Annotated in this window: 8 protein-coding genes; all 8 read right to left on the bottom strand. The window is 66.7% G+C overall.

Features of this window, described 5'->3' with window-relative positions; all coding sequences use genetic code 11:
* Positions 1–17: 17 nt before the first annotated feature.
* Complete coding sequence (locus tag ACZ5VQ_RS21970) at positions 18–1,106, bottom strand: endo-1,4-beta-xylanase (protein ID WP_469106349.1); 1,089 nt, start codon at positions 1,104–1,106, stop codon at positions 18–20.
* A 53-nt stretch (positions 1,107–1,159) separates the two neighbouring features.
* Positions 1,160–4,306 (bottom strand): glycosyl hydrolase 115 family protein, encoded by a 3,147-nt coding sequence (locus tag ACZ5VQ_RS21965; RefSeq protein ID WP_469106348.1) that lies wholly within the window; start codon positions 4,304–4,306, stop codon positions 1,160–1,162.
* Positions 4,307–4,512: 206 nt separating this feature from the next.
* Positions 4,513–5,706, bottom strand: coding sequence for an elongation factor Tu (gene tuf / locus ACZ5VQ_RS21960; RefSeq protein ID WP_055610510.1), 1,194 nt, complete (start codon positions 5,704–5,706; stop codon positions 4,513–4,515).
* A 143-nt stretch (positions 5,707–5,849) separates the two neighbouring features.
* Positions 5,850–7,976: an elongation factor G gene (gene fusA, locus ACZ5VQ_RS21955; protein WP_143642861.1), complete on the bottom strand. Its 2,127-nt coding sequence runs from the start codon at positions 7,974–7,976 to the stop codon at positions 5,850–5,852.
* A gap of 39 nt (positions 7,977–8,015) precedes the next feature.
* The gene (gene rpsG / locus ACZ5VQ_RS21950) at positions 8,016–8,486 is read right to left on the bottom strand and encodes a 30S ribosomal protein S7 (RefSeq protein WP_030345396.1); all 471 of its coding nucleotides are present in this window, start codon (positions 8,484–8,486) and stop codon (positions 8,016–8,018) included.
* Between the two features lie 2 nt (positions 8,487–8,488).
* A complete protein-coding gene (gene rpsL, locus ACZ5VQ_RS21945) occupies positions 8,489–8,860 on the bottom strand; it encodes a 30S ribosomal protein S12 (RefSeq protein ID WP_003948652.1) in 372 nt (123 codons plus the stop codon).
* Between the two features lie 288 nt (positions 8,861–9,148).
* Positions 9,149–9,775, bottom strand: coding sequence for a DUF1707 and DUF4190 domain-containing protein (locus ACZ5VQ_RS21940; RefSeq protein WP_469106347.1), 627 nt, complete (start codon positions 9,773–9,775; stop codon positions 9,149–9,151).
* A gap of 133 nt (positions 9,776–9,908) precedes the next feature.
* A complete protein-coding gene (locus ACZ5VQ_RS21935; protein ID WP_469106346.1) occupies positions 9,909–13,823 on the bottom strand; it encodes a DNA-directed RNA polymerase subunit beta' in 3,915 nt (1,304 codons plus the stop codon).
* Positions 13,824–13,896 lie beyond the last annotated feature (73 nt).

Below are 13,896 nucleotides of genomic sequence, written 5' to 3'. Positions count from 1 at the left end.
ACAGCCCCTGGTCAAGGTCAGCGCCCCTCCGCCAGCCCCTCCCCCACAGCCCCGTACGCCGGCTTCCGCCCGAAGTCCTCACCCATCAGCGTCGCCGCCCCCTGCCCCGCGAAGACCCCCGGCACCCACGAGTACTTGTCCGTGAACCCCCACACGGTGAAGGACCTGCAGCTCCGCGCCCCCAGGCAGGCATCCAGCAGCCCCCGGAAGTACGCCGCCTGCGTGGCGAGCTTCTCCTCATCCGCGGGCAGGATCATCCGTACGTCCACCTCGGTGAAGGCGGTCTGCATCCCCAGGCGCTCGAACCGCGCGAGGTTCCCCGCCACATCCCCCGGGAAGCCGTACTGGATGGCCAGGTGCCCCTGGATCCCGAAGCCCTGCACCGGAACACCCTCCGCCCGAAGCCGCTTCGCCAGTTCGTAGTAGGCGGTCGACTTCGCGTTGACGCCCTCCACGTTGTAGTCGTTGAGGAAGAGCTTCGCCTTCGGGTCTGCCGCGTGCGCCCAGCGGAAGGCGTCGGCGATGTACGACGGTCCGAGCTTCTGCAGCCAGATCGAGTTCCGCAGCGAACCGTCCTCCTCGAAGACCTCGTTCACCACGTCCCACTGCTGGATCCTGCCCTTGTACCGCTTGACCTCCGTGGTGACGTGCTTCCGAAGGATGCCTCTCAACTCCCCCGCTCCGATCGAACCGTCCGCCACCCCCGTCGTCAGCCACCCCGGCAACTGGCTGTGCCACACCAGCGTGTGGCCGCGCACCACCTGGCCCCGGTCACGCGCGAAGCGCACCAATTCATCCGCCCCCGACCAGTCGTACGTCCCCCGCGTCGGCTCGACGACCTCCCACTTCATGACGTTCTCGGCGGTGACGGAGTTGAACTCCCGCCCGGTCGCCCGCCGGTACGTCGTGTCCTCGCCCAGCGCCGCCATGTCCACGGCCGTACCGATCCGCAGGTCGGCACGTTCGGCGAGCGCCCGCAGCGGAACCGGTGACACCTCATCCGCGGAAGCCGTCTGTGCGCCCGTGACGCCCGTGACGCCCGTGACGCCCGTGACCAGCAGCGTCGCACTGAGCAGCCCGACAACAGGCATGCGGAACTTCTTCATGTGCGGTCCCTCCAATGAATACGGCTCGACGAGTACGCCTCAGCGAACGCAGTTCAACGAACGCGGTAGCTCTCCAGCGGCCCCAGATACGACGGCGTCAATCCACCCGTATCGATCACCAGCCGCTGCACCACCACCGTCGGATCGACCATCCAGAACTTCAGCCGGTGCACCCCGGCAGCCCCGATCGTGTGGCGCGTAGACGTGCGGTTGACGTTGTCCGATGTGTTGCGGGCCCACTCGATGTCCATCAGCCCGTCATCGGCGCCCGTGGCCGCGTGGATGTCGACGACCTGCGGGGCGTCGCCGCCGAACGAAACCCCGTACCGCAGCCCGCCCGTCGGCAAGGCCGGGTTCCGCGGAGACAGGTACGCCCACACCGTGACCTCCCCCGCGGACAGCAGGCTCACCTCGTACTCCAGCCGCGGAGACGAGCCCCCGGGCGTCCGCCGCGGAGCCGTCACCGGCCAGGGCGTCACCCCCGCCCCCGTACGCCCGATCCCGTCGATACGCCGCCACGTCCCCACCGAGCGCTCGAAGTGCTCGGCATCGACGGCCACGTACCCACCCGCCTCGACGAACCCCCGCAGTCCACGCACCCCACTCACCCCACGCGCCGACGGCTGCTCGGCAACCACCCCGACCGTCACCACCGCACCCGCCCCCTCCACGGTCACCGACGCCTCCGTACGCCCCCGCGGAGCCCGGGCCCAGTCCACCGTCAGCACCGCCCGCACCTGCTTCTCGACCCGACCCCGCGGACGGTCGACCCTGATCCACGGCACCGACGGCGTGATCCGGTAGTCGAAGGCCGTACGCCCCCGGTTGAAGACCTCGATGTACTGGTCGGGCCGGGTCTGATACGGGCTGAAAACGGGCAGCGCAGCCGGACGCGCACCCGCACCCGCCGACTCATCCGCCACCCCCGGCCACCACTCCCCCGACTCCACCCCATCCACCGCCACCCCCATCTCCGCCCCCACCGGCACCTCAACCCGCTTCACCGCCGGAAAGATCTCATCCGGCAAAGCCACGTTGTCCCGCTCCGGCTGCTGCCACGGCGCGTTCGGCCCGTACCGCTCCACATCCCCGTACCCGATGTGCGGCTGCGTCTGGAAGCCACGCCATTTGCCGCCCGCCACCCGGGAGTTGAAGCGCTCGGCCAGGGCGAAGTCCCGCGCCAACCCGTCCTCCGCCTCGGCCGCCAGGTCATTCGTCGCCGCCCGCCCCTGACGCGCGTACAGCAGATTGGTGAACTCCGCTTCCCGCAGCCCGTACAGGTTGGCCGTCGCCGCCACCTCGTACCCGACGAGCTCGAACCACGCGTCCTGGTCCGCGGCCGGCAGCCGTCGGCCGATCCGCTCCGCGTCCTTCCCCAGCCGCCGCCACTCCTCCGTCACCCTCTCCAGCTCACGGTGACCGAAGTAGAAGGGCGTTTGCTGGTCGTCGTACACGACCTTCCCGTCCACCAGCGTGATCCTGCGGTTCAGCAACTCCGGCTTGCGGCGCGACTGGAGCTGCGCGTACCTCGCCAGCACCGACGCGATCTCGGAAGCAGACCCCTCACCGAAGTTCTGCCGCGCATACCTCCGCTCCCACTCCCCCAGCCTCTCCAGCGGCCAACGCCCAGGATCCCAGGCGTAGTTGAGGAAGAACTCGGTCGGCAGCTCGTTCCCCTTCAAGTCGCCGACGTTGGTGACCCACAGTTCCCGGTTCCCGTACTCGACCGCCTGGTGGAGCTGGTCCCACATGTTCGGCAGCGAAGTGGTGTCCACCCACTTGTAGTTGCGGCCGACGCCGACGTAGTCGAAGTGGTAATACAGCCCGTACCCACCGCCCCGAACCGCCTCCGCCGGATCCGGATGCTTGCGGATGTTCCCCCAGTTGTCGTCCGTCAGCACGACGGTCACGTCGTCCGGCGCCCGCAGCCCGCGGTCCCAGTACCGCTGGACCTCCTTGTAGAGCGTCCACACCTGCGGGGTCTCTGAGGCCGCACGGCCGGTGACGTCCTCGATGATCGATCTCTGCGTCGCGATGATCTCCTGCATCAGCTCGATGCCGTCACCGTCGGGCAGGCTCGTGTCACCGTTCCCGCGCATCCCGAGCGTGACGACGCCCTCGAAGTCCTGGTCGACCATGCGCCGCACGCCCTCGCGCCAGTACGCCTTGATCGCCTCGGAGTTGCGCCGGTACGACCACTCCCCGGTACCGCCGTACGGGTCACGACCCGGCGTCACCACATTCCCCGCACTGTCACGCACGGCCGGCACCGCATGCCGGTTCCACTCCTCGATACCCCGCATCATCGGCGCCTCATGGGACGTGCCCATGACAATCCCGTACGCCTTCGCCCTCGCGTGGTTCTCGGGATCGTCCTCGGCGAAGGCCCGCCCCCACACCGCCGGCCACAGATAGTTCGCCTTCAGCCGCAGCAGCACCTCGAAGACCCTGGCGTAGAAGTCCGCGTTGAAGCCGCCGGGATGGCCAGGGGCTTTCCCCGGCCCGAAGAACGCGGGCGCCCACGTCCCCAGCGCCGGGTTCTCGTCGTTGATGAAGATCCCGCGGTACTTCACCGCCGGCGTTCCCTGGCTGTACCGCCCCGGCAGCACGTACACCTCACTCCGCCGCACCGGCCGCACGTCGTCCCACCAGTACCAGGGCGAGACCCCGATCCCGTACGAGACGTCGTACACCCCGAAGATCGTGCCGCGCGGATCACTGCCCGCGACGACGAAGGCCCGCTCCACCCCGGGCATCGGCCGCTCGACCACGGTCTGCAGCGAGGTCTCCCACTTGCCCCGGATCCCGCGGACGTCGAGCTTCCCGGCCGCGACCAGCCCGTCGATCAGCGGACTGCGCCCGATCGTCCCTACGAGCACGACCTCCCGCGCCACCGCCGAACCCGGCCGCACACCCGTGACCCGCTCGATGTCGTCCCGCAGATCCCCTGCCACCCGTACGACTCCGGGGTGGTCGTCATCACTGACCACGACCGGGGCGCCCACCAGCGGAAAGGCCCCGACCTCCGGCGAGAAGGAGATGTACGCGCCGGGATCCGTGGGCGCCGGACCCGCAGACCTCGGCCCCGCCGCCCACGCGGCACCCGACAACGCGGACAGCGCGACCGACCCGGCCCCCGCGCCGATCCCCGCCCCTACCCCCGCCCCCAGAACAGCTCTACGGCTGACGCGCCCAGACATACCTCACCCCTCGAACATGTCATCCCGAATTTGCTCAGCGGCATGACAAATGGTGGAGGGAGGGGCCCTTGAGGGGAATGGGTCGTCGGCGCCGAATACTTTCGTTACAGCAAAGGGGCCCGCACGACCGAAGTCGTACGGGCCCCTTCAAGGAGCTCAGCGATGCTGGAGCTACCAGGCGTTCAAGCCCAACAGGTAAGCGAGACCTACTTGTTGATCTTGGTGACCTGGCCGGCGCCCACGGTCCGGCCACCCTCACGGATGGCGAACTTCAGGCCCTCCTCCATGGCGACGGGCTGGATGAGCTCAACGGTCATCTCAGTGTTGTCGCCCGGCATGACCATCTCGGTGCCCTCGGGGAGGGTCACCACGCCAGTCACGTCCGTCGTGCGGAAGTAGAACTGGGGACGGTAGTTGTTGAAGAACGGCGTGTGACGGCCACCCTCGTCCTTGGACAGGATGTACGCCTGGGCCTCGAACTCCGTGTGCGGGGTGACCGAGCCGGGCTTGATGATGACCTGGCCGCGCTCGACGTCCTCGCGCTTGATGCCACGAAGCAGCAGACCGACGTTCTCACCGGCCTGGCCCTCGTCGAGCAGCTTGCGGAACATCTCGATGCCCGTGACCGTGGTGGTGGTCTTCTCGGTCTTGATGCCGACGATGTCGACGGTCTCGTTGACCTTGAGGACACCACGCTCGATACGACCGGTGACGACGGTGCCACGACCGGTGATCGTGAAGACGTCCTCGATCGGCATGAGGAACGGCTTGTCGACGTCACGCTCGGGCTGCGGGATCGACTCGTCGACGGCCTTCATCAGGTCGAGGACGGACTGGCCCCACTCCTTGTCGCCCTCAAGGGCCTTGAGCGCCGAGACCTTGACGACCGGAAGGTCGTCGCCCGGGAACTCGTACTCGGAGAGCAGCTCACGGACCTCGAGCTCGACGAGCTCCAGGATCTCCTCGTCGTCCACCATGTCGGCCTTGTTCAGCGCGACAACGATGTACGGAACGCCGACCTGGCGGGCCAGGAGCACGTGCTCCTTGGTCTGCGGCATCGGGCCGTCCGTGGCGGCGACAACGAGGATGGCGCCGTCCATCTGCGCCGCACCCGTGATCATGTTCTTGATGTAGTCCGCGTGACCGGGGCAGTCGACGTGGGCGTAGTGACGCGTCTCCGTCTGGTACTCGACGTGCGCGATGGAGATCGTGATACCGCGCTGGCGCTCCTCAGGAGCCTTGTCGATCTGGTCGAAGGCCGAGGCCTCGTTCAGGTCCGGGTACGCGTCATGCAGCACCTTGGTAATGGCGGCCGTGAGGGTCGTCTTACCGTGGTCGATGTGACCGATGGTGCCGATGTTGACGTGCGGCTTAGTCCGCTCGAACTTCGCCTTCGCCACTGGGTCCTCCTGTGGAGTGGTTCTGGTACGCCTTACTCATCGGCGCCAGGGTGATCTTTGCTGGGATGCCGCCCGCCGGGATTTCCGTTTCCGGATGAATCCCGTCGGTCGGTGTCAAGCCTAAAGCGTGCAAACGGTGTGCGTTACTCGCCCTTGGCCTTCGCGATGATCTCCTCGGCGACGTTCCGGGGAACCTCGGCGTAGGAGTCGAACTGCATCGAGTAGCTTGCGCGACCCGAGGTCTTGCTGCGGAGGTCGCCGACGTAGCCGAACATCTCCGAGAGGGGCACGAGGCCCTTCACGACGCGAGCACCGGCACGCTCCTCCATGGCCTGGATCTGGCCACGGCGGGAGTTGATGTCGCCGATGACGTCACCCATGTAGTCCTCGGGCGTGGTGACCTCGACGGCCATCATCGGCTCGAGCAGCACGGGGCTGGCCTTGCGGGCGGCCTCCTTGAAGGCCTGCGAACCGGCGATCTTGAACGCCAGCTCGGAGGAGTCGACCTCGTGGTAGGCACCGTCGAGAAGCGTGACGCGGACGCCCGTCATCTCGTAACCGGCGAGGATGCCGAACTGCATGGCCTCCTGCGCACCGGCGTCCACCGACGGGATGTACTCCCGCGGGATACGGCCACCGGTGACCTTGTTCACGAACTCGTACGAGGCGTCGCCGTCCACGATCGGCTCGATCGCGATCTGCACCTTGGCGAACTGACCCGTACCACCGGTCTGCTTCTTGTGGGTGTAGTCCACACGCTCGACGGCCTTGCGGATCGTCTCACGGTACGCGACCTGCGGCTTACCGACGTTGGCCTCGACCTTGAACTCACGGCGCATACGGTCGACCAGCACCTCGAGGTGCAGCTCGCCCATACCGCCGATGATGGTCTGGCCGGTCTCCTCGTCCGAGTGAACCTGGAAGGAGGGGTCCTCCTCCGCGAGACGCTGGATGGCCACACCCAGCTTCTCCTGGTCACCCTTGGACTTGGGCTCGATGGCGACCTGGATGACCGGCGCCGGGAAGTCCATGGACTCCAGGATGACCGGGTGCTTGTCGTCACTGAGCGTCTCACCGGTGGTGGTCTGCTTCAGGCCCATCACGGCGACGATGTCGCCGGCGCCCACCGCCTCGATCTCCTCACGCTTGTTCGCGTGCATGCGGTAGATCTTGCCGATGCGCTCCTTCTTGCCCTTGACGGAGTTCAGCACCGCAGTGCCGGACACCAGGCGGCCCGAGTAGACCCGGACGAAGGTGAGCTTGCCCAGGTGCGGGTCGCTCATGATCTTGAACGCGAGGGCGGACAGCGGCTCGTCCACGGACGGCTTGCGCTGGATGACGACCTCGGGGTCCTTCACGTCGTGGCCCTCGATGGCCTCGACGTCAAGCGGGGTCGGCAGGTAGCGCACGACCGCGTCGAGCAGGGGCTGAACGCCCTTGTTCTTGAACGCGGTGCCACAGAACACCGGGGTGACCGTGGTGCCCTCGGACTTGCCGGACGCGATGGTGATGCGGCGGATCGCGGCGTAGAGCTGCTCCACGGAAGGCTCCTTGCCCTCCAGGTACAGCTCCATGATCTCGTCGTCGTTCTCGGCGACCGTCTCGACGAGCTTGCCGCGGTACTCCTCGGCAGCCTCGGTGTGGGTGGCCGGGATGTCGACGACGTCGTACATCTCGCCCTTCTCCGCCTCGGCGGACCACACGAGAGCCTTCATCGTGACCAGGTCGACGACACCCTTGAAGTCGGCCTCGGCACCGATCGGGAGCTGCATGACGATCGGCTGCGCGCCGAGGCGGCCGCTGATCATGTCGACGCAGCGGTGGAACTCCGCGCCGGTCCGGTCGAGCTTGTTGACGAAGCAGATGCGCGGCACGCCGTAACGGTCGGCCTGACGCCACACCGTCTCGGACTGCGGCTCGACACCCGCGACACCGTCGAACACGGTGACGGCACCGTCGAGGACGCGGAGCGAACGCTCCACCTCGACCGTGAAGTCGACGTGACCCGGGGTGTCGATGATGTTGATCGTGTAGTCGTTGTCCTCAAGCGGCCAATGACAGGTGGTAGCAGCAGAGGTGATCGTGATGCCACGCTCCTGCTCCTGCTCCATCCAGTCCATGGTGGCAGCGCCGTCGTGGACTTCACCGATCTTGTAGCTGACGCCGGTGTAGAAGAGGATCCGCTCGGTGGTGGTCGTCTTACCCGCGTCGATGTGGGCCATGATCCCGATGTTGCGGACCCTGGCCAGGTCAAGTGAAGTGGTAGCCATAAGGCTTCGGTCTTCTCTCGGTCTCGATGGGGGTAGCGACTACCAGCGGTAGTGCGCGAAGGCCTTGTTGGACTCGGCCATCTTGTGGGTGTCCTCGCGCTTCTTCACAGCGGCACCGAGGCCGTTGGAGGCGTCGAGAAGCTCGTTGAGCAGACGCTCGGTCATGGTCTTCTCGCGACGGGCGCGGGAGTAACCGACCAGCCAGCGCAGCGCCAGGGTGCTCGCGCGGCCGGGCTTGACCTCGACCGGCACCTGGTAGGTGGCGCCACCGACACGGCGGGACTTGACCTCGAGGGTCGGCTTGATGTTCTCAAGAGCGCGCTTGAGCGTGATGACCGGGTCGTTGCCGGTCTTCTCGCGCAGGCCCTCCATGGCGCCGTAGACGATGCGCTCGGCGGTGGAGCGCTTGCCGTTCAGCAGCACCTTGTTGATGAGCGACGTGACAAGAGGAGAACCGTAGACCGGGTCGATGATGACCGGGCGCTTCGGGGCGGGGCCCTTACGAGGCATTTCTACTTCTCCTTCTTGGCGCCGTAGCGGCTGCGGGCCTGCTTGCGGTTCTTGACACCCTGGGTGTCCAGGGAACCTCGGATGATCTTGTAGCGAACACCCGGCAGGTCCTTCACACGGCCACCACGCACGAGCACGATGGAGTGCTCCTGCAGGTTGTGTCCCTCACCCGGAATGTAAGCGGTGACTTCGATCCCGCTGGTCAGACGCACACGCGCGACCTTACGCAGGGCCGAGTTCGGCTTCTTCGGGGTGGTCGTGAACACACGCGTGCAGACGCCGCGACGCTGGGGCGAACCCTCGAGTGCGGGCGTCTTGTTCTTCTCGACCTTGTCCTGCCGGCCCTTCCGGACCAGCTGCTGGATCGTAGGCACTACTTCTCCGGTTTCTGTGTGCCGAATGGTGAAGCTAACCTGGAACGTCGCCGACCCACGCGGTCGGGTGTGTCGAATCCTGCAGACTCTCGCCGTGAAGCGAGAAGAGCGCAGATTTACGGTGGCCGCTTACGACTCCCCTTGCGGTTTGAAGGCACGCACGGGAGCCAGGGCACACCCCAGGCACAAGGTCTGAGCGTACCTACCTCATACGCTGCGGTCAAAACAAATGGGCCGCACTAACATCTCTGAGCGGACCATGCCAACCCGCCACGCCGTCCGTGATCTTCATCCGGTCGTCAGTGCGGCGATGAGCAGCAGCGTCACCACAAGGGTCCAGCTGGCCGTGGCCAGCCATCCGATGACGAGTCCGGTGAGCGCGAGACCGTCTCCGCTCTCGCCTCTGCGCCGGATCTCCGAGCGCGCGGAATGGCCGAGAATCACCGCGGGAAGACCGGTGAGCCCGAAGGTCACCAGGCACAGCCCACCGCAGATCGCCGACCCGATCGCCTTCTCGTTCGTCTTCGGCACCGGAAGGGGCAGGAACGTCCGTGGCACGGCTCCTACGGCCGCCGGCAGCGGTACGGGCCCCTGGGGCAGGTCGGCCACCAGAAGGGCCAGCTCGCCCACCGTACGGGCCGCGTAGGCCCGCGCCACCCGCTTCTCGAACTCGGCCTGCTCCATGCGCCCCTCGCCGAAGCCGGCTCTGAGCACGTCGACGGCCCGCTCTCGGTCGGCGTGCGAGGCGAGCATGGAATGCGCACTGTCCCCGTACCCGGGCTGCGGAGGACCGCCCTGCCCGTACCGGACCGGCGGCTGACCACCCTGCCCACGCCAGGACGGCACACCACCGGACCCCTGCCGGGCCTGCGCATCCTTCGGCCCCTCCCCCGGCTGCCACGACGGGTACGACACGGGAGCACCTCCCCCCGAAAGACTGGGCTTCCATCATGCTCCAACGCGGCATTTCCGGCATAGGTTCCCGTCACGGGAAAGCCGAAGGGCGGCCACCCCGCAGGGTGACCGCCCTTCAACTCAAGCAACCCGCTTACTGGTTGTACGGACCGTAGTCGTAGTCCTCCAGCGGAACGGCCTGGCCGGAGCCCGTGCCGAACGGCGAGTAGTCGATGTCGTCGTAGCCGACGGCCGAGTACATCGCGGCCTTGGCCTCCTCGGTCGGCTCGACCCGGATGTTGCGGTAGCGGGACAGGCCCGTACCGGCCGGGATGAGCTTACCGATGATGACGTTCTCCTTGAGGCCGATCAGGGAGTCGGACTTGGCGTTGATCGCCGCGTCCGTCAGAACCCTGGTCGTCTCCTGGAAGGACGCCGCCGACAGCCACGACTCGGTGGCCAGCGACGCCTTGGTGATACCCATCAGCTGCGGACGGCCGGAGGCCGGGTGGCCGCCTTCCTGGACCACACGACGGTTCTCGGTCTCGAACTTCGAGCGCTCGACGAGCTCGCCGGGCAGCAGCTCGGCGTCGCCGGACTCGATGATCGTCACACGGCGGAGCATCTGCCGGATGATGATCTCGATGTGCTTGTCGTGGATCGACACGCCCTGCGAGTTGTAGACCCGCTGGACTTCGCCGACCAGGTGGACCTGGACGGCACGCTGACCCAGGATGCGCAGCACGTCGTGCGGGTTGGTGGCACCCACGGTGAGCTTCTGGCCCACCTCGACGTGGTCGCCCTCGCCCACCAGCAGACGGGCACGCTTCGAGATCGGGAACGCCGTCTCGTCGCTGCCGTCGTCGGGGGTGACGACGAGCTTCTTGGTCTTCTCGGTCTCCTCGATCCGCACGCGGCCGGAGGCCTCGGAGATCGGGGCGACACCCTTCGGCGTACGAGCCTCGAAGAGCTCGACGACACGGGGCAGACCCTGGGTGATGTCGTCACCGGCCACACCACCGGTGTGGAAGGTACGCATCGTCAGCTGCGTGCCGGGCTCACCGATGGACTGGGCGGCGATGATGCCGACCGCCTCACCGATGTCGACCAGCTTGCCGGTGGCCAGCGAGCGGCCGTAGCACATGGCGCAGGTACCGACGGCGGACTCGCAGGTCAGGACCGAACGGGTCTTGACCTCCTCGATGCCGTACCTGACGAGCTCGTCGATGAGGACGTCGCCCAGGTCGGTGTTGGCCGGGGCCAGCACCTTGCCGTCGACGGTGATGTCCTCGGCCAGCGCACGTGCGTACACGCTGGTCTCGACGTTCTCCGCCTTGCGCAGGACACCATCGGCGCCCCGCTCGGCGATCTCCAGACGCAGACCGCGGTCGGTGCCGCAGTCCTCCTCGCGAATGATGACGTCCTGCGACACGTCGACCAGACGACGGGTGAGGTAACCCGAGTCGGCGGTACGCAGGGCGGTGTCAGCCAGACCCTTACGGGCACCGTGCGTGGAGATGAAGTACTCCAGCACGGACAGGCCTTCACGGAAGGACGCCTTGATCGGACGCGGGATGGTCTCGTTCTTGGCGTTCGACACCAGACCACGCATACCGGCGATCTGACGCATCTGCATCATGTTTCCGCGAGCGCCCGAGTTGACCATCATCGAGACCGGGTTGGTCTTCGGGAAGTTCGCGTTCATCGCCTCGGCGACCTCGTTGGTCGCCTTGGTCCAGATCGCGATGAGCTCCTGCGTGCGCTCGTCCTTGGTGATCAGACCACGCTCGTACTGCTTCTGGACCTTCTCGTCCTGGTCCTCGTAGCCCTTGACGATCGCGCGCTTCGCGTCGGGAACGACGATGTCGGAGATGGCCACGGTGACGCCGGAACGGGTCGCCCAGTAGAAGCCGGCCGCCTTCAGGTTGTCGAGCGTCGCCGCCACGATGACCTTGGGGTAGCGCTCGGCGAGGTCGTTGACGATCTCGGAGAGCTGCTTCTTGCCGACCTCGTAGTCGACGAACGGGTAGTCCTCGGGCAGCAGCTCGTTGAAGAGCGCGCGGCCCAGGGTGGTGTTCAGGCGGAAGGTGTCACCCTGCTGCCACTCACCTTCCCCAGCGTGGCTGTCCCCCTCCTCCTGAGCCGGCGGGGTCCAGCCGCGCGGCGGGATGGTGCCCACCGGGAAGCGGATGTCCACGCGCGACTGCAGCGAGAGGTCACCGGCGTCGAACGCCATGATCGCCTCGGCCGCGGAGCCGAAGGACCGGCCCTCGCCCTTGACGTCCCGCAGTTCGCCGTCGGTGGTGAGGAAGAACAGACCGAGGACCATGTCCTGGGTCGGCATCGTCACCGGACGGCCGTCGGCGGGCTTGAGGATGTTGTTCGAGGACAGCATCAGGATGCGGGCCTCGGCCTGTGCCTCCGCGGAGAGCGGCAGGTGCACGGCCATCTGGTCACCGTCGAAGTCCGCGTTGAACGCGGTGCAGACGAGCGGGTGGATCTGGATGGCCTTGCCCTCGACCAGCTGCGGCTCGAAGGCCTGGATGCCGAGGCGGTGCAGGGTGGGAGCACGGTTCAGCAGAACCGGGTGCTCGGCGATGACCTCTTCGAGGACGTCGTACACGACCGTGCGGCCGCGCTCCACCATGCGCTTGGCGCTCTTGATGTTCTGCGCGTGGTTCAGGTCGACCAGGCGCTTCATCACGAACGGCTTGAAGAGCTCCAGCGCCATCGCCTTCGGCAGACCGCACTGGTGCAGCTTCAGCTGCGGACCGACGACGATCACGGAACGCGCGGAGTAGTCCACACGCTTGCCGAGCAGGTTCTGACGGAAACGACCCTGCTTGCCCTTGAGCATGTCGCTCAGGGACTTCAGCGGGCGGTTACCGGGACCGGTGACCGGGCGACCACGACGACCGTTGTCGAAGAGGGCGTCCACGGCCTCCTGGAGCATGCGCTTCTCGTTGTTCACGATGATCTCGGGCGCGCCGAGGTCGAGAAGCCGCTTCAGACGGTTGTTCCGGTTGATCACACGGCGGTACAGGTCGTTCAGGTCGGAGGTCGCGAAGCGGCCACCGTCCAGCTGCACCATCGGGCGAAGGTCCGGCGGGATGACCGGGACGCAGTCGAGAACCATGCCCTTGGGGCTGTTGGAGGTCTGCAGGAAGGCAGACACGACCTTCAGCCGCTTCAGCGCACGGGTCTTCTTCTGGCCCTTGCCGGTACGGATGATCTCGCGGAGGCGCTCGGCCTCCTCGTCCAGGTCGAAGGACTCCAGGCGCTTCTGCAGGGCAGCCGCACCCATGGAGCCGTCGAAGTAGGTCCCGAAGCGGTCACGCAGCTCGCGGTAGAGGAGCTCGTCACCCTCCAGGTCCTGGACCTTGAGGTTCTTGAATCGGGTCCACACCTCGTCGAGACGGTCGATCTCGCGCTGCGAACGGTCACGCAGCTGCTTCATCTCACGCTCGGCACCTTCGCGCACCTTGCGGCGTACGTCGGCCTTGGCGCCCTCGGCCTCAAGCTCGGCCAGGTCGGTCTCGAGCTTCTTGGCGCGGGTCTCGAGGTCGGCGTCGCGGCGGTTCTCGATCTGCTGACGCTCGACGGAGACGTGAGCCTCCAGCGACGGCAGGTCGCGGGTACGACGCTCGTCGTCCACGTACGTGATCATGTACGCGGCGAAGTAGATGACCTTCTCGAGGTCCTTCGGGGCGAGGTCGAGCAGGTAGCCCAGCCGCGACGGAACGCCCTTGAAGTACCAGATGTGGGTGACGGGAGCGGCCAGTTCGATGTGGCCCATCCGCTCACGACGCACCTTGGCGCGAGTGACCTCGACGCCGCAGCGCTCGCAGATGATGCCCTTGAAGCGGACACGCTTGTACTTGCCGCAGTAGCACTCCCAGTCCCGGGTCGGACCGAAGATCTTCTCGCAGAAGAGTCCGTCCTTTTCGGGCTTGAGGGTGCGGTAGTTGATGGTCTCCGGCTTCTTGACCTCACCGTGTGACCACTGACGAATGTCGTCAGCGGTAGCAAGGCCGATCCGCAGCTCGTCGAAGAAGTTGACGTCGAGCACTTGTCGTCAATCCCTCTTTCGGGGTCGATTCTTCACTGGTCTGACTGGGGTCCGGGGTTAGCCGGGGCTCTTG

The sequence above is a fragment of the Streptomyces sp. NPDC033178 genome, from assembly GCF_055577685.1.
Note: the sequence above shows the minus strand (reverse complement) of the source record. Positions and strands in the feature narration are given on the sequence as shown.